Origin of the sequence: Sphingobium sp. DC-2 (assembly GCF_000722555.1) — a bacterium.
Lineage (GTDB): Bacteria > Pseudomonadota > Alphaproteobacteria > Sphingomonadales > Sphingomonadaceae > Sphingobium > Sphingobium quisquiliarum.
This window is the reverse complement of record NZ_JNAC01000054.1, coordinates 76439-97472: the sequence shown is the minus strand read 5'-3', so window position 1 is coordinate 97472 and position 21034 is coordinate 76439. Positions and strand designations below refer to the sequence as shown.

At 64.5% G+C, this 21034-nt stretch carries 19 protein-coding genes; 12 read left to right on the top strand and 7 right to left on the bottom strand.

The window, feature by feature from the left end:
* Positions 1-138: 138 nt before the first annotated feature.
* The 4 genes from ET21_RS0112200 to ET21_RS0112185 form a co-directional block, all read right to left on the bottom strand.
* Positions 139-2082 carry an NAD(P)/FAD-dependent oxidoreductase gene (locus ET21_RS0112200; protein ID WP_030539925.1) on the bottom strand — a complete coding sequence of 648 codons (1944 nt, stop codon included), beginning with the start codon at positions 2080-2082 and terminating at the stop codon, positions 139-141.
* A 159-nt stretch (positions 2083-2241) separates the two neighbouring features.
* Positions 2242-3324 carry a Rieske 2Fe-2S domain-containing protein gene (locus tag ET21_RS0112195; protein WP_021237733.1) on the bottom strand — a complete coding sequence of 361 codons (1083 nt, stop codon included), beginning with the start codon at positions 3322-3324 and terminating at the stop codon, positions 2242-2244.
* A 17-nt stretch (positions 3325-3341) separates the two neighbouring features.
* Positions 3342-4535 carry a flavin-dependent monooxygenase gene (locus ET21_RS0112190; protein WP_021237734.1) on the bottom strand — a complete coding sequence of 398 codons (1194 nt, stop codon included), beginning with the start codon at positions 4533-4535 and terminating at the stop codon, positions 3342-3344.
* A gap of 17 nt (positions 4536-4552) precedes the next feature.
* Positions 4553-5470, bottom strand: a complete 918-nt coding sequence (locus tag ET21_RS0112185; RefSeq protein WP_021237735.1) for a VOC family protein — start codon at positions 5468-5470, stop codon at positions 4553-4555.
* Between the two features lie 267 nt (positions 5471-5737).
* On the opposite strand from ET21_RS0112185, the gene ET21_RS0112180 reads away from it, so the two are divergent.
* Positions 5738-6424, top strand: a complete 687-nt coding sequence (locus ET21_RS0112180) for a hypothetical protein (protein ID WP_030539924.1) — start codon at positions 5738-5740, stop codon at positions 6422-6424.
* Positions 6425-6472: 48 nt separating this feature from the next.
* Here ET21_RS0112180 and ET21_RS28485 read toward each other — a convergent pair whose 3' ends face one another.
* A complete protein-coding gene (locus ET21_RS28485; RefSeq protein WP_030539923.1) occupies positions 6473-6871 on the bottom strand; it encodes a group II truncated hemoglobin in 399 nt (132 codons plus the stop codon).
* A 267-nt stretch (positions 6872-7138) separates the two neighbouring features.
* On the opposite strand from ET21_RS28485, the gene ET21_RS0112165 reads away from it, so the two are divergent.
* Together ET21_RS0112165 and ET21_RS0112160 are read left to right on the top strand one after the other, a co-directional pair.
* Entirely contained in the window at positions 7139-7750 is a 612-nt protein-coding gene (locus ET21_RS0112165; protein ID WP_030539922.1) for a DUF4142 domain-containing protein, read from the top strand.
* Positions 7750-8436: an MgtC/SapB family protein gene (locus ET21_RS0112160; protein ID WP_030539921.1), complete on the top strand. Its 687-nt coding sequence runs from the start codon at positions 7750-7752 to the stop codon at positions 8434-8436. Before ET21_RS0112165 ends, ET21_RS0112160 begins: the two co-directional genes overlap by 1 nt.
* 17 nt (positions 8437-8453) lie before the next feature.
* Here ET21_RS0112160 and ET21_RS0112155 read toward each other — a convergent pair whose 3' ends face one another.
* Complete coding sequence (locus tag ET21_RS0112155) at positions 8454-9437, bottom strand: TerC family protein (RefSeq protein WP_021237741.1); 984 nt, start codon at positions 9435-9437, stop codon at positions 8454-8456.
* 221 nt (positions 9438-9658) lie between these two features.
* A complete protein-coding gene (locus tag ET21_RS0112150; protein ID WP_030539920.1) occupies positions 9659-9898 on the bottom strand; it encodes a hypothetical protein in 240 nt (79 codons plus the stop codon).
* A 193-nt stretch (positions 9899-10091) separates the two neighbouring features.
* Between ET21_RS0112150 and ET21_RS0112140 the strand changes: the two genes are divergently transcribed.
* The 9 genes from ET21_RS0112140 to ET21_RS0112100 all read left to right on the top strand — a co-directional run bounded on the left by ET21_RS0112140 (position 10092) and on the right by ET21_RS0112100 (position 21000).
* Positions 10092-10595, top strand: a complete 504-nt coding sequence (locus tag ET21_RS0112140) for a hypothetical protein (RefSeq protein WP_030539919.1) — start codon at positions 10092-10094, stop codon at positions 10593-10595.
* A gap of 107 nt (positions 10596-10702) precedes the next feature.
* Positions 10703-14206 carry a DEAD/DEAH box helicase gene (locus tag ET21_RS0112135; RefSeq protein ID WP_237751551.1) on the top strand — a complete coding sequence of 1168 codons (3504 nt, stop codon included), beginning with the start codon at positions 10703-10705 and terminating at the stop codon, positions 14204-14206.
* Positions 14207-14290: 84 nt separating this feature from the next.
* The gene (locus tag ET21_RS0112130) at positions 14291-14560 is read left to right on the top strand and encodes a hypothetical protein (protein WP_051585243.1); all 270 of its coding nucleotides are present in this window, start codon (positions 14291-14293) and stop codon (positions 14558-14560) included.
* A 133-nt stretch (positions 14561-14693) separates the two neighbouring features.
* On the top strand, positions 14694-15488 hold the full coding sequence (locus ET21_RS0112125; RefSeq protein ID WP_030539916.1) for an SDR family NAD(P)-dependent oxidoreductase: 795 nt from the start codon (positions 14694-14696) through the stop codon (positions 15486-15488).
* A 133-nt stretch (positions 15489-15621) separates the two neighbouring features.
* The gene (locus ET21_RS0112120; protein ID WP_051768157.1) at positions 15622-16404 is read left to right on the top strand and encodes an SDR family NAD(P)-dependent oxidoreductase; all 783 of its coding nucleotides are present in this window, start codon (positions 15622-15624) and stop codon (positions 16402-16404) included.
* A gap of 132 nt (positions 16405-16536) precedes the next feature.
* Positions 16537-17577 (top strand): LacI family DNA-binding transcriptional regulator, encoded by a 1041-nt coding sequence (locus ET21_RS0112115; protein WP_030539914.1) that lies wholly within the window; start codon positions 16537-16539, stop codon positions 17575-17577.
* Between the two features lie 65 nt (positions 17578-17642).
* On the top strand, positions 17643-18791 hold the full coding sequence (locus ET21_RS0112110; protein WP_156029143.1) for a fumarylacetoacetate hydrolase family protein: 1149 nt from the start codon (positions 17643-17645) through the stop codon (positions 18789-18791).
* Positions 18788-19546, top strand: coding sequence for an SDR family NAD(P)-dependent oxidoreductase (locus ET21_RS0112105; protein ID WP_030539912.1), 759 nt, complete (start codon positions 18788-18790; stop codon positions 19544-19546). Before ET21_RS0112110 ends, ET21_RS0112105 begins: the two co-directional genes overlap by 4 nt.
* Before the next feature lie 35 nt (positions 19547-19581).
* Entirely contained in the window at positions 19582-21000 is a 1419-nt protein-coding gene (locus tag ET21_RS0112100) for a sugar porter family MFS transporter (RefSeq protein ID WP_021237062.1), read from the top strand.
* Positions 21001-21034: the final 34 nt, after the last annotated feature.

Below are 21034 nucleotides of genomic sequence, written 5' to 3'. Positions count from 1 at the left end.
CTCGACTTCGCTCGAAGCGAACGGATCAAACCATCATATTGCTCCAGGACCAATACCGTTGGAAGGACGGCCGTAACGAATAGAAAAGGGGCCTGATCCGTGTGGATCAGGCCCCTTCCTTTGTTTGTCCATCAATATTCAGGAAATAACCATCGCCTCTGGATCAGGATTGCGGGTCCAGCTCCAATAGTCGGCAAGCTTGAACGGGCAGGACACATAGTTGCGGCCCTTGCTGTTCAGATAATAGCTCTTTGCCTTGGGATGGGACCAGATCATCTGCTTCATCTGATCCTCGACCTTCGCATTCCAGTCGAGATAGGCCTGCTCGGTCGGCTCGATCGCCTTGCCGCCAGCCGCCACGACCTTGTCCAGCGCTTCGATGATGTAGTGAATCTGCGCTTCCAGCACCATGTTGACGCCCGCGGCATGGTTGGGCGCGCTGTTCGGCCCCAGCGTCATGAAGAAGTTGGGATAGGCAGGGGCCATGACGCCCAGATAGGAGCGCGCCTCATCCTTGCCCCAGGCCGCCGCCAGATCGCAGCCGCCGCGGCCATAGACCTTGAGCGACCCCAGCGCGGGTGCGAGTTCGAAGCCGGTGGCGAGCGCGATCACGTCCACTTCGTAGCGCTTGCCGCTCTTTGTGACGATCGCATCCTCCTCGATATGGTCGATATGGTCGGTTTCCAGCGTGACATTGGGCCGCAGCAGCGTGTCGAGCCAGCCGCCATCGGCATCGAGCACGATGCGCTTGCCGAAGATCGGATAGTCGGGGACGATCTTTTCAATGAGGTCGGGACGGCCCGCCAGCTTGTTATGGATATAATGCAGCGCATAGTTGCGGGCGGCGTCATTCTGGGCGGAGATCGACACGTCCTTGTTCGGCCAGTCGGCGTCCATCTTCACATTGCCGTAGAGGCCGTCGCCCGTGAACCAGTAGACGCGGAAGCGGAACCATTCCTTGTAATGGGGGATGTGGCGCAGGGCGAAGTGGATATTCTCGTTCACCGGAACGGCGATGTCCGGGTTGTTGAGCACCCAATGCTTCGATCGCTGGAAGATCACCAGGCTGGAAACCTTGCCTGCGATCGCGGGGGCGAGCTGGGCTGCGCTGGCGCCCGTGCCGATCACCGCCACGCGCTTTCCGGTGAGGTCCATGTCAGGGTCCCACCCGGCCGTGTGCATCTTTGGCCCCTTGAAGCTGTCGAGCCCCGGAATGTTGGGGAAGGACCAGCGATTGAGCACGCCATGGGCAAGCAGCACGGCGTTGGCAACCTCGACCCGCTCCGCGCCGGTCTTCACGTCGCGCAGGGTGACGTGCCAGTTGCTTTGCGCATCATCCCAGCGGGCGGCGACGACCATCGTCTGGAACTGCACATGGTCACGGATGCCATATTTTTCCGCGACGCCGGTCAGATAGTTCTGAATCTCCGGCCCCTTCGGGTGATAGCTGCTCCAGTCGGGGTTCAGTTCAAAGGAATAGGAATGGAAGTGGCTGGGCGTGTCGACGCCGACGCCGGGATAGCGGTTTTCATACCAGGTGCCGCCAAGGTCGGGATTCTTTTCGATGATCGTATAGTCATAGCCCGCTTCGCCCAGCTTGATGCCAGCGGCGATGCCGGTCATGCCGCCGCCGATCACCAGCACGCGGAAACCGGCGGGCGGAGGGATGCGGCCGGGAATATCCTTGCGCGGCACCGGGCGTTCGAAGCCCATCTGGTCGTAGAGAACCGGCATGATCGCGGGATCGACCTCTTCGCCGACGCTGACGCTCATCATGGTGCGCAGCAGTTCGGGGTCGATCGGCCGTTCGACCGGCGGCGTGGGGCTGGTGAGCAGCGCGAACAGGCGGTCGCGCAAGTCCTGCGCCATGTCCTCCGGCACGTTGGAGGGAGCCTCCGCCGTGTAGATGCCGGTCATATAGGGGGCAAAGCTTTCCAGATAAGCGCGGTCCTGCGCATAGGTGGTGTAGACCATCAGCAGCGTCGGCAGGTTCGCTTCCGCAAGAGCGCTGCGAAGGCCTTCCTTATCCGTGATGGGCAGGGGAAAGTTTGACGCCGGTGTCGGCTGACTATGCGCGTTCATGATCACTCCTCTCGCGATGAGGGCGGCAGAAATGCTCGCCTCTCCCGTATGTAAGTATATACTTACTATGTCCTGTAAATTGACAAGGGTCAAAATTCGGACAGAAAAATGGCGGAGCCATCAGGGGATGTTCCGCCATCGAAATGCCGTGCGGCAGGATCAGGCGGCGGCGGCCTTCGCGTTCCGCATGTCCACCGTCGTATGGATACCGTTCACGCGTCCCTGAAAGTCGCCTGCCCGGTCGCGGGGATTGTAGAATTGCCGATACCAGATGCGTTCCTTGTGGAAGGGGCCATCGTCGGGGATCTGGAGGATGTTGATCGCCGGTTCCTTATATTTCCACAGTTCGAAATCCTGGGAGAAGGCGGCGAGTCCGGCTTCATGATAGGCGCGGGCGGTGGCGCGTTCCTCCGCCGTGGCATCACCGCTGGCGGCGGTCCGCGCCATCACTGCGAACCAGACCCGCACCTCGCCATCCTCAACCGGCGTGTTGCAGATCATCATCAGCGACGGATGCTTGCCCTCCATGCGGGACAGGAGGATGCCGGGGCCGGTGTACCAGGTGTCGGTTTCCAGCATGGCGTTGCCGTCCACCAGCGTGCGGTGCCCCGATGCAAAGCGCTGGCGCATGATATGGCCGTCAAATTCATTTTCGAAGAAGATGCTGCCCGACGAGCCATGGACCGGCGCGAAATGCGCATAGTCGGTCATGTTGTCGAGGATTTCCTGCGGATGGATCGGCAGCGTGCCCAGATGATCCACCTGCCAGCGCACCCATCCTTCGTCCGTGCGGTCCCATTCGGCGAAATCGGGCAGGTCATAGTCGGGATCGCCCCCTTCCATGTCATGCCACATCCAGATGCAGCCCGCCCGTTCCGCCACCTTGTGCGACTTGATGCAGGCGGCCTTGGGGATGCCGCGCGTCGAATAGGGGATGTCGTCGCACTGCCCCTGCGCATTGAAGCGCCAGCCATGGGCGGGGCAGCGGATGGAGTCGCCCTCCACCTGATTGCCGTCGCGCACGACATAGGAGGTCGTGTTGCGCGCGATGTTGACGCGCATGTGCGGGCAATAGGCGTCGAGCAGCACGACGCGCCCGCTCTTGCCCCGGTACAGCGCCATGTCCCTGCCAAAGAAGCGCACCGGCTGCGGCTGGTGGGTCACGTCGTCAGCAATGGCGATCATGAACCAGCCGCGAGGGAAGGCGAGTTCGCCAAGGCCATAATCAGCGGTGGTAGCCATAGTCTTTCTCCCCGCGCTCAGATGAAGCTGTCGCTGTTGGACCCGCCCAGCGCGACATTGCCGTAATTGCGGCCGACGATGCCGGGATTGTTGGCGACATGGGTGCGCCCGGCGTGAATGTCGCAGAAGGCGCGGGCGATCGGATTGCCGCGATAGATGGCCTCCGCCCCGCTGGCCGCGAAGATGCGGCTTACCAGCGCGCAGCAGCGGCTGGAAATCTGCGCCGACTGGAAACGGTAATGCAGCCGCGTTTCCACATCCGCCTGCTCGCCTTTCCGCGCCCTGTCCGTGAGATCGGCGAAGTTGCGGAAAAGGATCGTCTTCATCTCATCAATGGCGGCGCGGGTTTCGGCGATCACCATCTGCACATCGGGATCGGCCGAGGCGCTGGCGCCGCTGTTGGCGCTCCTGCGTTTCGCCCCCTTCTCGATGAAGCAGTCGAGCGCGCCCTGAAGCGCCCCGATGGATGAGGAGGAGACGGCGCGCACGAACACCTGCCCGAACGGCAGCTTGTAGAGCGGGCCGGGATTGACCTTCGCGCCGGGGTTGGTGGCGGCGAAGCCGTCCTTCGACCGGTGGGTGCGGTAGGCGGGGACATAGGCGTCCTCCACCGTCACGTCATGGCTGCCGGTGCCGCCAAGCCCGATCGTGTTCCAGATATGCAGCACCTTGAAATCGCCCCGTGGGACCAGGAAGGTCCAGAAGTCGGGCTCGCCCGTCTCAGGATCGTTGACGAGGCCGCCCAGGAACGCCCAGTCGCAATGATCGACGCCGCTGGAAAAGCCCCAGCGCCCGCTGATACGATAGCCGCCCTCGACCGGCGTCACCTGCGCGCGCGGCATGTAGGAGGAGGAGATGAGGGTGGCGGGATTCTTGCCCCACACATCGTCCTGCGCCTGCGCGTCGAACAAAGCGAGCTGCCAGTTGTGCACGGCCACCACGCCCAGCACCCAGGCGGAGGACATGCAGCCTTCGGCCAGCTTCATCTGCACCGCGTAGAAGGTTTCGATGTCCATTTCATAGCCGCCATGACGGCGGGGTTGCAGGATCTTGAAGAAACCGGCTTCCTGAAAATCGCGGATGGTGTCTTCGGGCACCTTGTTCCCGGCTTCACAGGCGTCGGCCCGTTCCCGCAGCACCGGCACCAGCGCTGCGGCCCGGTCGACCAGGCCGGCCATGGTCGGCGCGGCGATCGCATTGGCAAGTGTCATAATCCTTCTCCTTCTGATCAGGCCGCGTCGGCCAGTCTTGCCTGTTCGTCAGCGCCGAAGCCGACACTGAAATCATGGCCCCACAGGCTGGCGGACGTGCTTTCGAAAACAGTGTGATGATCCCAGTCCACGACCCGGCCGCCGCAGCCATATTCCAGCGCGAAGCCGCCGGGCGTTTCGACATAGAAGCTGATCATGTGATCATTGGTGTGGCGGCCCAGCGTCGCCATCAGCCGCGCACCGGCGGCGAGCATCCGGTCATAGGCGTGGCCGACCTCGTCAATGGTGGCGACTTCCACCATCAGGTGGACGCAGCCCGATGGCACTTCGCCTTCGAACAGGGCCAGGCTGTGATGGCGGCCATTGGCGCAATGCAGGAAATCGATGCGCATTTCCGGTCCGCCCTGGCCCATCGGCCGGTGGACCATGAAGTCCGACAGGCCAAGGCCGAGGATGCCGGTCAGGAAGGCGCGTGTTTCCGCGATTTTCGGTGCGGGCAGCACGGCATGGCCATAGCCGAGATCGCCGGTGACGAACCGCGTCCCCTGCGGCGAGCAGAAAGGCGTGAAGCTGCTGACATAGCCGTAGGACAGTTCATGCCGGTTGCCGGACGGGTCCTTGAACCACACCATGTCAGTGACGTGGCGCAGCGCGCGTTCGGCCTGGGTCGCATGGTTGTAGGCGACACCCTGGGCATCGAGCAGGGCGAGCGCATGGGCGAACTGCTCCTCATTGCGCACTTCCCAGCCGCTGGCGAAATAGCCGTCCCGTTCATCTTCCACGATGAACAGCCGTCCGGCGCGCTCGTCTATGCGCAGGGCGATTCCGCCAAGCACGGCATGCGCCGAAAAGCCCGCAATGTCTTCCGCGAAACGCACCCATTGGGACGGGTTGCGAGACGAGATCACGCTATAGGCAAGTGCCGCGACTTCCATGGGGGTCTCCACTCATATTGCCGTGCCATGATGCCGCTGGACGGGGGCGAGCGAATTGACCGCGATCAAAATTGACCAACAAAGCGTCGTAAATGTGATTTTTACCTGCGCATCATTAGGGGATAACGCGGCAAACTTCTGCCATATGCGTTTTATAATCGGCAGTAAAATACGCGAGTGTAGCCAATTTTGATCGCGATCAAGGCGGCTGACCGTTCCACCGGCTCTTTTGAAGTCCTTGCAATAGAGGAAGGCGGAGGAACAGGCATGAAGGCCCAGACGATCGATCGTTCAAGCGTGGCGCAGACCATCAGCCATGTGAACCTTCATTACCCGCGCCCGGAAGATGGCGAGGCGGCGGCGGTGCTGCTGGAAACGGCTGGGCTCGTGCGGACGCAGGAAATGGAACTGCCATCGGGGGGCACCTTCTACCGCTTCACGGCCAACAGCCATGCGCTCAATCAGGCGGACAATATCGTCTATCTGTCACCGCTGCCGCCAGCAACGGCGCAGTTGATCGCCGCTGCGCGCGAAAGCCTGGGCATGGGCACTGCTAACGAGCATCCGGCGGTGAGCGCCTATCGCGCCGCCCATGCGGCCGACCCGGAATATGATTTCCATGTCGGCTTCCTGCTCGACTCGCTCGATTTTCTGGAGGAGCGCTTCCTTGCATTGCAGGCGCTGGAGGCGAAGGATGCGCGCTTTGCCGGGCGGCTTAAATTCCTGGTCAATCGCGCGCTGCCGGGGAATAGCGAGATCGACGCGCGCATGGATGCGTCGCCCGTCTATCGCGGCGTCACCCGCTACACCTATGGCCGCAACGGCGTGCAGGCCTTTTGCGAGACGGACCTGATCGTCGATGGACCGCTGGGCAGCGGCCTGGTGCTGGAGTTCGACTATGTGTTCCCCGGCCACGACGATCACATCATGGCCATATCCGAACAAACCCGCTGACGGCAGGAGGGGCCGTCGCGGGTCAGCGGCAGGCAGCGAGAGAGAGGGTCAGGCGCGGACCATTGCCGAAGCCATGGAGGCGAAGGCCGCGCCAATGCGCTTTGCCACCTCCTCTTCCACGGCGCAGTCGCGCATGGCCTGGTCCATGGCCTTCACCCACTGGTCCGCAGTGGCGGCGCTGATCGAAAAGCGGTTGTGGAGCGTCATCATGCATTTGCCCGGATTGGCCGCGAACCAGTCGGCGGGGCCACCGAGCCATCCGGTCAGGAACCCGGCCAGCGACTTGCGCATGGGGCCAAGGTCGCTGGCGTGCAGCGATCGCAATTCGGCATAGGCGGGAACGGAGTCCATGAGATCATAGAAGCGCTCCACAATCGCCTGGACGCCCTCCCGTCCTCCGACCGCGTCGAAGGGCAGTGTTTCCTCCACAGGCGCGGCGCTGCTCAATTCCGTCTGCCACGCAATGCGTCGCCGATGCTCAGGCTGCCGAGGATGAGCATGAAGAGAAGCATCAGGCCAACGACCAGATGCGGGAAGTAGCTGCCGAAAAGCTGTGCCATGGGTTCCTCCTTTGCAAAGAGAAGAATAGGTGCGCGGGAACGCCGGAACCTTGACCCGCGTCAAAATGCGCGTTGGCTTCGCTGCATTTGGGACGCTGCCGGAACGGCAAAGCCCGATCATGCGTTGGCGGTCGTGGCATTCAGGGAGAATAAGATGAACCGCATGACCTTCATGATCCTGGCGACCGGGCTGACGCTGGCCGCCTGTAACGAAGCGACCGAGCAGCGCGCGGAGAATGCCGCCGGTTCGGCGGCGGCGACGGCCGATGCGGCCGGGGACAGGATCGAAAACGCTGCTGACAACGCCATGGCGGCGCTCACGCCCACCCCTTCGGCGCAGGAGTTCGCGAACAAGGCGGCAAAGAGCGATGCGTTCGAAATCGCGGCGGCGAAGCTGGCGGCGGTCAAGGCTTCCTCCGCCGAGGTGAAGGCCTTCGCCGCGCAGATGATCAAGGCCCACACCGAATCCAGCGCCAAGATCAAGGCTGCGGCCGGTAAGGCGAAACCGGCGGTGACGATCGATGCCGCGCTGACGGCGGACCAGAAGGAAGACCTGGCCGACCTTCAGAAGCTGACCGGCGCGAAGTTTGACGAGGAATATATCGACGGCCAGGTGGATGCGCATGAGGATGCGCTGGCGCTGATGCGCTCCTATGCGTCAGGCGGCACCGATGCCGGACTCAAGACGGCGGCAGGCGAGATCGCGGCCGTGGTCGAAGGCCATTTGAAGATGGCGCGCGATCTGGAGGCAAAGACCGATCGTTGATGAACCTGCTGGACCTTGACCTTGCGCTTCCGGTGCTTGGCGCGGTTCTGGCAGGGGGACTCATCGGCGCGGAGCGGGAATACCGGTCAAGCCCGGCGGGATTTCGCACCCATATATTGGTCAGCCTGTCCTGCGCGCTGCTGATGCTGGCGGCGGTGCATCAGATTCGCTGGCTCAGCGATACGCCCGACGACCTTATCAGGATCGATCCCGTCCGCATGGCCCATGGCGTGCTGACGGGCATCGGTTTCCTGTGCGGCGGCGTGATCTTTCGCGAAGGGCTCAACGTCCGGGGGCTGACGACCGCCGCGTCGCTGTGGATGACATCGTCGCTCGGCGTGCTGTTCGGCGTCGGTTTCTACAGCCTGGCGATTGGCGGGACGCTGGTGACGCTGGGCGTGCTCGCGGCGGTGGCGGCGTCCGAACGGCTTCTGCCGCAGCAGCGCTTTGCCCGCATCATGATCCGGTATCGCCGGTCCGACGTCATGTCCGAACGCGACTTCCGCGCCAGCCTTGCCCGCTTTGGCCTGGTGCCTTCGGTGATCAGCCAGCGGTTGAAGGACGGCTATCTGGAACTGAGCACGACCGTCAACGGCGCGAACGTCCAGCGGGTGGAGGAATTCACCGCTGCCCTTATCCAGGACGCCAGCGTCGTGGGGTTCGAATATCTGCCCCACGACCCATGACATCATGGCGGCGGCGCTCAGGCAGCGCCGCCCGCCTCCTGGCGGGTCTTCCACAAGGACCAGCCAACGCCCCCGGCGATCAGCGCGAAGGTGACGCCCAGGCTCCAGACCGGCGGGAACTTGCCGCCGTCCATCAGGAAGTCGGCGATGAAGATCTTCGCCCCGATATAGACCAGGATCAGCGCCAGCGCATATTTCAGATAATGGAAGCGATGCACCATCGCCGCCAGCGCGAAATAGAGCGCGCGCAGCCCCAGTATCGCCATGACGTTCGACGTATAGACGATGAAGGTGTCCGTGGTGATCGCGAAGATGGCGGGCACGCTGTCCACCGCGAAGACGAGGTCGGCGAAGTTGATGACCACCAGCGCCAGCAGCAGCGGCGTGGCCGCCGTCACCATCTTGCCGGTCACCGGATGCGGCATCCTGGCCAGAAAATGTTCGCCATGCAGTTCGGGCGTCACGCGGATATGCCGGGAAATGAAGCGGAGCGCGGGATTGTTGCCGATGTCCATGGGCTTGTCCGCCGTGAACAGCATCTTGACGCCGGTGAAGATCAGGAAGACGGCGAAGAGGTAGAGCACCCAATAGGCTTCATGCAACAGCATAGCGCCGCCCGCGATCATAAGGCCGCGCAACACGATGACGCCGACGATGCCCCACAGCAGCGCCCGGTACTGGTAGCGGGGCGGAATGGCGAAATAGGTAAAGATCAGGCTGATCACGAAGACATTGTCGATCGACAGCGCCTTTTCGATGAAGAAGCCGGTAAAATATTGCATTCCCGGTTCCGGTCCGCGCGCGAACCAGATCCAGACCCCGAACAGCAGCGCGATGCCGATGTAGAAGGCCGACAGCTTCAGGCTTTCGCCAATGCCGATTTCCCGGTTTTCCTTGTGCAGGAAACCCAGGTCAAAGGCGGTCAGCGCAACCACGATCACCAGAAATGCCAGCCAGAACCAGGCCGGGGTGCCGAGCCAGTCGGCAAACAGAAATTCCATGGAACAGCGCTCCTCTTGTCCAGCCATGCCGATCGCAGACCCGATGCGAGGAGAGCGGAAAGCAGCCCGCCGATCGCATCGGATCATCCGATGCGGTCCGACATCACGCGCTCACCCCGGAAGGAGCAGCGCGCCAGAGGGGCCCGGTCCCGCAAGGGTCATGATAATAGGTAAAATGGCGGCACTCAAGGGCTTGAAAGCAAAGTCGTTGTGGCGGACCGTCAATCGACGATCGTAATAAGCTCGCCAAAGGGGATTGTTGCCAGAACCTTTCCACTGTTATCGGTTATTTCCACCCGATGCCGCAAGTTGACCGGCCTGCCCGAGGAGACATGCTCTGCCATCATGGCGCGCACACCGCGGATGGCGACCTCTTTGGCTGCGGCAAGATCGGCATGATCGGCTCCTTCGTCATCCAATACATCGGCGTCATTGTAGATGTTGATGAAGTAACGCGGCATGGAGCGTAAATACTTAAATCGCCCGCTGGTTTCCTATTTTGATCGAGATTAAGGCTGTTCTACGCGGCTGGCGTAAAATGGCGCGGCCTTATCCTGTTCCTCCCATATTAAAGCGGATCGATCCTGCGTGGCCAGGCGTTCAACACGGAACAAGGCGGCCAGCCGCTTCACCCGACTGAATGAGGACAGGACCATGAATGACCGCAATGCTTTTTTGCAGGGGCAGGGTTCCCCGATCAAGGATGACGAGCCGCCGCCGATCGGAGGATGGCGCGGAGAGAAGGCGGCGGAAGAAAGCGCCAGCAACACGGACCAGCGCCACCGCCTGTCCGGCACCAATGTCGAGGTGGAGGATATTTCGGGCACCGCCTTTGCAGAGGCGACGTCGCTGGGCAAAAGCCCGAACGCACCGGACGAGGGGGATCACGCAGCCGCTCCGCAACCTGCTGCCGGACATGCGGTAGGCCATGGCGACGGCGTCAGCGATCTTGAGGGCGATGCGGATTCGCCTGGCGGCGAGAGCGAGGGCGCTCCCTATCCGCAGCCTTACCGCAAGGGCCGCAGCGACAATGATTTCGGCAGCGTGATGGGTCATGGCGGCCAGTCGGAAATCGCCTATCACGGTCCCGGCCATCTGGGCGAACAGGATGTCGGAGAGGATGACGACCGCAACGGCGTCGCCAAGTCCAACGACTGAACGCCCGTCCGCGCTGATGCGCCCTTACCTATGATGAGGACGCCAGCGCGCCGGAATCCGATGACAATATATGACAGGGCCGGGCCTCCCAAGGCTGCGGTGGAGGATTGATCCTGCGCGACGAGGACAAGAGGGAGCCGAGATCGATCGGCGAAGCGGCGCTGATGATCGAACAGGCGCTGCGCGACAGCGACATTCTTTATCTGGCGGATGATGAGCAGCAGGCGGAAGCGCTGGCCGAGGCGGCAGCGGCGCTCGCTCCCGTTCATCCGGTCATCTTCATACCGTCCAGCGACGCCTTGCCCGGCGACCGCGCGCCTGCGTCGCCCGCTAATGTCGGCAAGCGGGTGGCGGCCCTGCGGGCGCTGCGCCGGGCCAATGCGGCAGCGGATCGCCCCACGCTGGCCTGCATCATGAGCGGGGAGGCGGCGGCCAGGCTCTATGCGGAGCCCGCCGCCTTCGACGCCGTGCCGCCGACGCTGCGCCCTGGTGATCCGATCGACACCGCCGCTTTCGCGCAGGAGGTGGAACGCATCGGCTATGTCATCGACGACCGGGTGGACGAACCGGGCGAAGTCGCCGTGCGGGCCGATGTCATCGATATCTTTCCAGCGGATGCGGGCATGCCCGCACGGATCGAGATCAGCGATGGCAGGATTGCCGCCATCCGCAGCTATGATCCGGTGAGCCAGCTCAGCAACGGAGCGTCCGATCTGCTGGAGGTCGGCCGGGCGCTGGAGCCGGAGGGATCGGAGGGGGGCGGCATATTGGCGCATCTGCGCACGGGGCGGCTGATGATGTCGGCCAAAGCGGACAAGCGCCGCCGCCGCTTCATCAAGCTGGCGCGCGAGGCCGCCGGGCGGGACAAGGGCAAGGTCGACGCCTTCGATGAGGAAGCATGGGCGCAGGCGGCGAAGGACTGGACGGTCGTGGAGGAGGATGCGGCCGTTCACCCGGTGCCGCGCTTTGCCGAAAGCCGCTCGCCACTCAACGCCATGGTCCGCTTCGTCAAGCCGCTGATCGATGAGGGCCATGTCCTGCTGCTGACGGGCAGTGAGCGCGATATCCGCTTCCTGCGCCCGCGCATCGAGAAGAAGCTGAAGGTGGAGATTGGCTCCGTCGCAGGCTTAAGCGAGGCGGAGGCCATGCCCGGCGGCAGCGGCGCTGCGCTGATCGCACCCATCGATCGCGGCGGCATGCGGGACAGGCTGGTGATGGTCGCTGCGGGTGACCTGCTGGGCAGCCGCGCGCTCGTGGGCGAGCGGCCCGAACCGATCGGCCATGCCCTCGCGCTGAGCAGCGGCGACATCCGCGCCGGGGACGTGGTGGTGCATGAGGATCATGGCGTCGCGCGCGTCGCCGGGCTGGAACCCGCGCCGGGCGAGGAAGAGGGCGAAGGGGAAATGATCGCGCTGGAATATGCCGATGGCGCGCGGCGGCTGGTGCCGGTGACGGAGGCAGGGCGCATCTGGCGCTATGGCGCGGATGCGGACGCGGTGAAGCTTGACCGGCTGGATGGCGCGAGTTGGGAGAAGCGCCGCGCGGCCATTGACGAGGCCGCCGCCGAAAGCGCGAAGGCGCTGCTGGCGCTGGCGGAGGAACGCGCCAGGCTGGAAGGGCCGGTGATCGATCCCGACTCCGCGCTTTATGAGCGGTTCGTCAGCGGCTTTCCCTTCAACGAGACCGCCGATCAGGCGCGGGCGATCCAGATGGTGCGCGACGATCTGGCCAGCGGGCGGCCGATGGACCGGCTGGTGATCGGCGATGTCGGCTATGGCAAGACGGAGGTGGCGCTGCGGGCGGCGGCGCTGGCCGCGCTGGCGGGGTATCAGGTCATCCTGGCCGCGCCGACGACGGTGCTGGTGCGCCAGCATCTCCAGACATTCGAGCGGCGCTTCGCCGGGACCGGCATCGCAGTCGCTGGCTTGTCGCGCCTGTCGAGCGCGGCGGAGAAGAAGGCGGCCAAGGCGGGGCTGGCGGATGGATCGATCCGCATCGTGATCGGCACGGGCGCAGTCATGGCGAAGGATGTGCGCTATGCGAAGCTGGGCCTTGTCATCATCGATGAGGAGCAGCGTTTCGGCGCGGCGGACAAGGCTAAGCTGCGCGGGCCGCCGGACATTCATCTGCTGACGCTGAGCGCCACGCCGATCCCGCGCACGCTGCACCGGGCGATGATAGGCTTGCAGCAGATTTCGGTCATCGCCACGCCGCCCGCCCGGCGGCAACCGATCCGCACCAGCCTCAGCCCGCCCGACGATGGCCGCATCCGCACCGCCCTGTTGCGGGAAAAGGCGCGCGGCGGACAGAGCTTCGTCGTCGCGCCCCGGATCGAGGATCTGGCGCCGCTGGCGGAACGGCTGGGCCGGATCGTGCCCGATCTTTCGCTGACGCAGGCGCATGGCAAGATGGCGCCAGCGGAGATTGACGCGGCGATGGTCGGTTTCGCCGATGGCGAAGGCGACATATTGCTGGCCACCAACATCATCGAAGCGGGGCTGGACGTGCCGCGCGCGAACACGATGATCGTGTGGCGCGCTGACCGTTTCGGCCTGGCGCAGTTGCACCAGTTGCGCGGCCGGGTGGGACGGGGCAACCGGCGCGGGCAGGTGATGCTGGTGACGCGGGATGAGAAAATCGCGCCACGCACGATGAAGCGCCTGCGTACGCTCGCCATCCATGACCAACTGGGCGCGGGTTTCGCGATCAGTGCGGAGGATCTGGACCAGCGTGGCGGTGGCGACCTGCTGAGCGACACCCAGGCCGGGCATATGAAGCTGATCGGAGTGGACCTTTACCAGCATATTTTCGGCGCGGCTCTGCGGCAGGCGCGGGGCGAGGATGCGGGCCTGTGGTCGCCGGAGGTGAATATCGGCGCGGCGGGCGCTCTGCCCGCAAGCTGGATTCCAGAGGCGGACATTCGCCTTGGCTTGTATGTCCGGCTGGCGCGGATCACGGATGAAGCAGCGCTCCAGGCGCTGGAGGAGGAGCTTGCGGATCGCTTCGGTCCCTTGCCGCAGCCTGCCCGGCAACTGGTGGCGACCGCGCGCATCGCCATGCTGGGCCGCGCGCTGCGGATCGCGCGGATCGATGCCGGGCCTGCCGCCATCGCGCTGACTCCGCAGCCGGATGCCGCGATCGCCGAAGGGGCGGCGGGGCTGGTGGAAAAGGACGGCAGGCTGCTGCTGCGCGAACAGACGGATGAACCAGAGCGCAAGGATCGGCGCCGCTATTTCCGCCACCGCCGCTCTTGCTGCCGCCGGAGCGTCCACCGCCGCCCTTGCCGCCTGTCGTCTTGCTCTGCGTTCCTGATCCGGCATCACCCCCTTTGCTGGGGATCGCGCCGGGGTTGCCGCCCGCGCCTTTCTGCGCCATCACTGATGTCCTTCTGTCTTGCCGCTGCTTTCACCGTCGGCCTTGCTGTCCTTCCGATCCTCAGTCCGGGGGCTTCCCGGAGTTGGGGGCGGCGTATCGTCGCGGCCCTCCGCCGGTTGCTGGGACGAAGGGGCGTTCTGCTGGTTACCGGCCATCATTCTCTCCTTGGTTTAGGTGCCGGAGAAAAATGCCCGAGAGGTCGCGGGGGAGCCGGGCCATTCGCCCACTTGGGTTAGCTGTTGGTCGATTTCTGCAGGCCGGGCGGAACGGGGCGGGAGCGGCGCTGTTGCCTGACTGATCCATGCAAGCGGAGGAATGCCATGACCAGATATCTGTCCCTCGCCGCGATCGCGATCGGGCTGGCGGGCTGCGCGCCCAGCGATCAGGCGGATTCAGGGGATTCGACTTTCGCGCCTAGCAACACGACGGCGGGCACGGTGCCGGATGGCATCCCCGGCGAAGGGGCAGGCAGCGCCATGACGGACGGGGAAACCAGCACGCGGGGCGCGGTAACGGCCGCCGACAGTCCTACGTCCACGCCGGGCTCCTCAGCCACCGGATCGGCGACGCAGGGCGGGTCAGGCCGCTAGGGAATGTTCCGCCTGCCCCTGTAGATTCCCGCCGCCCGCGCGCAGAAATCGTTGAATATCGCGCCGCCATCTGCTTCCGCAGCCGTGACAGCGCGGTGAAACGCCGCGCACAGGTTCAGCAGGAAGGATGAAGATGGGACGTTTGCAGGACAAGGTGACGGTGATCACCGGCGGCGCGCGCGGCATGGGGGCGGCGACATGCCGCCTGTTCGCGCGGGAAGGAGCGATCGTCGTGATCGCCGACATGCTGGAAGCGGAAGGCGCGGCGCTGGCGGACGAGTTGGGCGGCGGCGCGCGGTTCGTGAAGCTGGACGTTGCGGACGAAGCGGCCTGGGCAGCGCTGATCGCCGATATCCTCCAGCGTCATGGCCGGATCGACGCGCTGGTCAACAATGCAGGCGTGCTGAGCTTTGGCGAACTGGTGACCGCTGATGTGGCCGAGTTCGACCGGGTCTATGCGGTCAACGTCAAGGGCCCCTTTCTGGGCATGAAACATGCCGGTGGAGCGATGCGGGCCGCTGGGCGGGGGTCTATCGTCAACATTGCGTCGATCGACGGATTTCGTGGGGCCAATGCGCTGGGCATCTATTCGTCGAGCAAATGGGCCTTGCGCGGCATGACCAAGACGGCGGCGCTGGAACTGGGACCACATGGCGTGCGCGTCAATTCCGTGCATCCGGGCGGGGTGCACACGCCCATGGTGAACCCGCAGGCGAACCGCACCATGAAGGAGATGAATCACGGCCACCGCCGCGTGCCGTTGCAGCGCATCGGCGAGCCTGAGGAGATCGCCGCGGCCAGCCTGTTCCTCTGTTCCGACGAGGCATCCTATATCAGCGGCGCGGAACTGGCGGTCGATGGCGGCTGGGCAGCGGGCTATTATCATGAAGGCCTGCCGGGCGCGCCCGCATCGCTCCAGCAGGGCTGACGTCCCGCAAGCCGGTGGGCCATAAAGCCATTGCGATGGTGACGGCGTGCGCACCGGCTGCTACTCACCAGGAGTGAGCGGTTACTAACCGCCATCAAGTTGGCCGGCCCATCGGCTTTTCTGGAGGATGCTCATGACTATCAACAATCGACTGAACGGCCGCCGCATCATCGTGTTCGGCAGCGCGACCGGCATTGGCGCGGCCACCGTCAAGCGGCTTGCGGAAGAAGGCGCGCGGGTCTGCGCGGCCGACATCAACATCGAAGGCGCCACGAAGGTGGCGCAGGAAGCGGGCGGTGAGACCTTTGCCGTTCATGTCGATATTTCCGACGAAGCATCGGTGCAGAAGGCGACGGAGGACGCGGTGAGCCGCTTCGGCGGGCTGGACGGCGCGCATATCAACGCGGCGGACCTGCGCGTCATCATGGAAGACAGCGACGCGCTGTCCATCGACCTGTCGATCTTCGATCGCACCGTTGCGGTCAACCTGCGCGGCCATCTGCTGTGCACCCGCGCCGTGCTGCCCCACCTGACCAAGAGTGGCAAGGGCGCGATCGTCTATACCAGTTCCGGTTCAGCCCATGGCGCGGAGCCTGTGCGGCCCTGCTATGCCATGACCAAGGCGGGCGTGAACGCGCTGATGCGGCATGTCGCGGCGCGCTGGGGCAAGGAAGGCGTCACCGCCAATGTGCTCGCGCCCGGCTTCACCGTCACCGGCGAGATGAAGAAGCAGATGGAGGCCAATGCCGAAGAGGCCACTAAATGGGCGCAGCATTTCATGTCGCGCACGCCGCACACGCGCCTGGGCGAATCGGAAGATCATGCCGCAGTCGTCGCGCTGCTGCTGTCGGACGATGGCCGCTGGATCAACGGCGCCATCGTCGACGTCAATGGCGGTTCGCTGATGCGGGCCTGATGACATCGCCGCGGCGTTCGCGTCACAGGCGCGGCGTCGCGGCGGTGAGTTTCGCTTTGGCGGGCACCTTCTTTCGGCTAGGCATCGCTGGATGCTGAACCCCTTGGCCACTTTAAAGCGCCTGCCGTGACCTTGGAACGAAAAAGCACGCGGCGTCAGCGCAACGCGCCGACCATCAACGATGTCGCCCAAAAAGCGGGCGTGTCGCCCATGACCGTGTCGCGCGTGATCAACGGCGGGCAGGTCGTGCGGCCCGCCATGCGGGAAAGGGTGGAGCAGGCGATCGCCGAACTCAATTACGCGCCAAGCGCTGCCGCGCGCAGCCTGGCGGGGGGTGAGGAAAGGCGGATCGCGCTGCTCTACAGCAATCCGTCAGCGGCCTATCTCAGCGAATTTCTGGTCGGTAGCCTTGACCAGGCGAGCCGCAGCGGCGTCACTCTGGTCATCGAACGGTGGGATGAAGGGACATCGGTCGAGGGTGTCATCGCTCATTTGCAGCGTTCGCGCGTCGACGGCGTCCTGCTGCCGCCGCCGCTGTGCGATCTGGAGCCGCTGACGCAGGCGCTGCAACGGGCTGGCGTCGCCGCCGTCGCGGTCGCCACCAGCCGCCCGCCGCAGGGAATGCCGGTGGTCAGCATCGACGATCATCGCGCCGCCTATGAGATGACGCGCCACTTGCTCCAGCTGGGGCACAGGCGCATCGGCTTTATCAGGGGCAATCCCAACCAGCATGCCAGCGGGAGGCGCTATGAAGGCTATCTCGCCGCGCTGGCCGAAGCGGGTGTCGCGCAGGATGAGGCGCTGACGGGGCCGGGCCTTTACACCTACAGGTCGGGGCTGGAGGCAGCGGGCAAGCTGCTGGACTTGCCGGACCCGCCAACGGCGATCTTTGCGGCGAATGACGACATGGCGGCGGCGGCGGTGGCGGCGGCGCACCGGCGGGGGCTGGACGTGCCGGGCGACCTTAGCGTCTGCGGATTTGACGACAGCGCCATCGCGACGACGATCTGGCCTGAGCTTACCACCATCCGCCAGCCGATCAGCGCCATGTCCCGGCAGGCCGTCGAACTGCTGGTGCGGCAGCTTGGGGGCAGGGATGCCGGAGAACCGCCCGCATCCGTGCTGCTGGATTATGAGCTGATCCGCCGCCAGTCCGATGGGCCGCCGCGATGATGCTTGACCTGTTGCCCGTTATGCTGTTGGTAGCGCTACCAGAAACATAAAAGTTGCAGGAGTGCATGATGAAAGGCGTCGTCCTCTCACCCGACTGGCTGCCTTCCGACTGGCAGGCAGGCAGTTTTGCCGGGCGCGTCCTGACGCCGGAAGGGCCAAGCCCGATCCTTGTGTCGCAGGGTATCGCCTACGACATGAGCCGCGTCGCCCCTACGTCCGCGCAATTGCTGGATGCGCTGCCTGGCACGGTTGCGGGCGGCATAGCGCTTGGGCCGCTGGACGCGCTTTCCCTGCCGCTGCTGAGCCCCATTGATCTTCAATGCGTGAAGGCGTGCGGCGTGACCTTCGCTTTGTCGGCCGTCGAGCGCGTGATCGAGGAGCGCGCCATGGGCGACGCCAGCGCCGCCGCCGAGATCCGCACCCGGCTGGAGGCGCGGGTCGGCGGATCGATACGTGCTGTGTCGCCCGGTTCCCCGGAAGCCGCGGAATTGAAGGCGGCGTTGATCGAGGACGGCATCTGGTCGCAGTATCTGGAAGTGGCGATCGGTCCCGACGCGGAAGTCTTTACCAAGGCCCAGCCGCTTTCGACCGTGGGTCCGGGGCATGATGTCGGCGTGCGGTCCGATTCCAGCTGGAACAATCCCGAACCCGAAATCGTGCTGGTGGTGAACGGCACTGGCAAGCTGGTAGGCGTGACGCTGGGCAACGATGTCAATCTGCGCGATTTTGAAGGGCGTTCGGCGCTGCTGCTGGGCAAGGGGAAGGATAATAACGCGTCCTGCGCGCTGGGGCCGCTGATCCGTCTGTTCGATGACGGCTTCACGCTGGACGATGTGCGCGCGGCGGACGTGGAACTGACCATCGACGGACCCGAAGGCTACCGGCTGGAAGGGGTCAGCAGCATGGACCAGATCAGCCGTGATCCGCTGGAACTGATGCGTCAGACGCTGTCGGAACATCATTATCCCGACGGCTTCGTGCTGTTCCTGGGGACGCTGTTTGCGCCGGTGCAGGATCGGGATCATCCGGGGCGGGGCTTCACCCATAAGGTCGGCGATGTGGTCACCATCTCCAACGCGCGGCTTGGCCGCCTGATCAACCGGGTGGTGCTGGCGAAGGATGCGCCTGCCTGGGATTTCGGCCTGTCCCGCCTGATGTCCAACCTTGCCGCGCGCGGTCTGCTCCGCGCCGTAACGCCGGGAGATGTTGCATGAGCCGGGCCATCTACCCCAGCCTCAAGGGTAAAAGCGTCTTTATCAGCGGAGGAGGCAGCGGCATCGGCGAAGGGCTGGTGCAGGCCTTTGCGGCGCAAGGCGCGCGGGTGGCCTTTTGCGACATATTGGAAGCGGAAAGCGCTGCTCTGGCCGCGCGGCTGGGCGATGCGGAGGCCGCGCCTGTCTTTCACCGTTGCGACCTGCGCGACATCGATGCGCTCAGGGCGGTGATGGCGCAGGTCGAGGCGGATTTCGGCGGCATCGACATCCTGATCAACAATGCCGCGAGCGACGACCGCCACAGGATAGAGGATGTCACCCCCGCTTATTGGGACGAGCGGATGGCGGTGAACCTGCGCCATCAATTCTTCGCCGCGCAGGCCGCCGCCCCTGCGATGAAGCGGGCGGGCGGGGGCGTGATCCTGAATTTCGGGTCGATCAGCTGGCATCTCGCCTTGCCGGAGCTTGCCCTTTACGAAACCGCCAAGGCCGCGATCGAGGGCATGACGCGCAGCCTGGCGCGTGATCTTGGCCGCGATAACATAAGAGTGAACTGCATCATTCCCGGCAATGTGAAGACGGAGCGGCAGATGAAATGGTACACGCCCGAAGGCGAGGCGGAGATCGTTTCGCAGCAGTGCCTGAATGGACGCATATTGCCGGAGGATGTCGCCGCGCTGGCGCTGTTCCTGGCGTCCGATGATGCGCGCATGTGCACGGGCCATGGCTATTTCATGGATGCGGGCTGGCGCTGACCGGTACGGAAAGAAAAAGGGCAGGAGGGATTGCAATGACTGAGGGGAGCGGGAGCGCCGAGCGGGTCAACATGGCCTTCATCGCCGCCATCGTCGCCGTCGCCACGATCGGCGGGTTCATGTTCGGATATGATTCAGGCGTGATCAACGGCACGCAAAAGGGACTGGAAAGCGCCTTCCAGCTTGGGAAGCTGGGGATCGGCGTCAATGTCGGCGCCATTCTGGTGGGATCGTCGATCGGCGCGTTCCTGGCCGGGCGCATGGCGGACCTGATCGGGCGGCGCGGCGTCATGATGCTGGCGGCCATCCTCTTCCTCGCCAGCGCCATTCTGGCGGGAGCGGCGGGATCGTCGGCGGTCTTCATCATCGCCCGCATCATCGGCGGGCTGGGCGTCGGCGCGGCGAGCGTCATTTCCCCCGTCTATATTTCCGAAGTCACGCCAGCGGCGGTGCGCGGGCGGCTGTCGAGCGTGCAGCAGGTGATGATCATCACCGGCCTGACCGGCGCGTTCGTCGCCAATTTCGTGCTTGCCCGCCATGCCGGTGGCTCCACGGCCGAACTGTGGATGGGCTTTCCGGCGTGGCGCTGGATGTTTTGGCTGCAAGCGATCCCCGCCGCCATCTACTTCCTTGCCCTGCTGGTGATCCCGGAAAGTCCCCGCTACCTTGTCGCGCGCGGCCGCGAAGCAGAGGCGCAGGCGGTGCTGACGCGCCTCTTCGGACCCGAAGCGGCGGCGCGCAAGGTCGTGGAAATACGCGGCAGTCTGGCTGCGGATCATCATCGCCCCAAACTGTCCGACCTGATCGACAAGAGCAGCGGAAGGATCCGGCCGATCGTGTGGACCGGCATCGGCCTTGCCGTGTTCCAGCAGTTGGTCGGCATCAACGTCGTCTTTTATTATGGCGCGACCCTGTGGGAAGCGGTCGGCTTTTCCGAAGACTATGCCTTGCAGACCAATATTCTGTCCGGCGTGCTTTCGATCGGCGCGTGTCTGGCCACCATCGCCCTTGTCGACCGGGTCGGGCGCAAGCCGCTGCTGCTGATCGGATCGGCGGGCATGGCGGTGACGCTGGCCGTGGTCGCCTATGCCTTTTCGACCGCGGTGACGGGCGCGGACGGCGCGGTGTCGCTGCCGGGCAATAATGGCGTGATCGCGCTGATCGCGGCCAATCTCTACGTGATCTTCTTCAACCTGAGCTGGGGGCCGATCATGTGGGTGATGCTGGGCGAGATGTTCCCCAACCAGATCCGGGGATCGGGCCTCGCCGTCTCAGGCTTCGCGCAGTGGATGGCCAATGCGGCGATATCCGTCAGCTTTCCGGCGCTGGCGGTGTCGCCGGGGCTGGCGATCACCTATACCGGCTATGCCTTCTTCGCCGCCGTCTCCTTCTTCTTCGTCCGTGCGCTGGTGCATGAAACCAAGGGGCGCGAGCTGGAGGACATGGCCGGGTAGACCGAGCGTCCTGTTTTCGCGGCCTCTCCCACAA

Coding starts and splice junctions, on each gene's coding strand:
- ET21_RS0112200 (WP_030539925.1), bottom strand. CDS start 2,082: ATGAACGCGCATAGTCAGCCGACACCGGCGTCAAACTTTCCCCTGCCC.
- ET21_RS0112195 (WP_021237733.1), bottom strand. CDS start 3,324: ATGGCTACCACCGCTGATTATGGCCTTGGCGAACTCGCCTTCCCTCGC.
- ET21_RS0112190 (WP_021237734.1), bottom strand. CDS start 4,535: ATGACACTTGCCAATGCGATCGCCGCGCCGACCATGGCCGGCCTGGTC.
- ET21_RS0112185 (WP_021237735.1), bottom strand. CDS start 5,470: ATGGAAGTCGCGGCACTTGCCTATAGCGTGATCTCGTCTCGCAACCCG.
- ET21_RS0112180 (WP_030539924.1), top strand. CDS start 5,738: ATGAAGGCCCAGACGATCGATCGTTCAAGCGTGGCGCAGACCATCAGC.
- ET21_RS0112165 (WP_030539922.1), top strand. CDS start 7,139: ATGAACCGCATGACCTTCATGATCCTGGCGACCGGGCTGACGCTGGCC.
- ET21_RS0112160 (WP_030539921.1), top strand. CDS start 7,750: ATGAACCTGCTGGACCTTGACCTTGCGCTTCCGGTGCTTGGCGCGGTT.
- ET21_RS0112155 (WP_021237741.1), bottom strand. CDS start 9,437: ATGGAATTTCTGTTTGCCGACTGGCTCGGCACCCCGGCCTGGTTCTGG.
- ET21_RS0112150 (WP_030539920.1), bottom strand. CDS start 9,898: ATGCCGCGTTACTTCATCAACATCTACAATGACGCCGATGTATTGGAT.
- ET21_RS0112140 (WP_030539919.1), top strand. CDS start 10,092: ATGAATGACCGCAATGCTTTTTTGCAGGGGCAGGGTTCCCCGATCAAG.
- ET21_RS0112130 (WP_051585243.1), top strand. CDS start 14,291: ATGACCAGATATCTGTCCCTCGCCGCGATCGCGATCGGGCTGGCGGGC.
- ET21_RS0112125 (WP_030539916.1), top strand. CDS start 14,694: ATGGGACGTTTGCAGGACAAGGTGACGGTGATCACCGGCGGCGCGCGC.
- ET21_RS0112120 (WP_051768157.1), top strand. CDS start 15,622: ATGACTATCAACAATCGACTGAACGGCCGCCGCATCATCGTGTTCGGC.
- ET21_RS0112110 (WP_156029143.1), top strand. CDS start 17,643: ATGATGAAAGGCGTCGTCCTCTCACCCGACTGGCTGCCTTCCGACTGG.
- ET21_RS0112105 (WP_030539912.1), top strand. CDS start 18,788: ATGAGCCGGGCCATCTACCCCAGCCTCAAGGGTAAAAGCGTCTTTATC.
- ET21_RS0112100 (WP_021237062.1), top strand. CDS start 19,582: ATGACTGAGGGGAGCGGGAGCGCCGAGCGGGTCAACATGGCCTTCATC.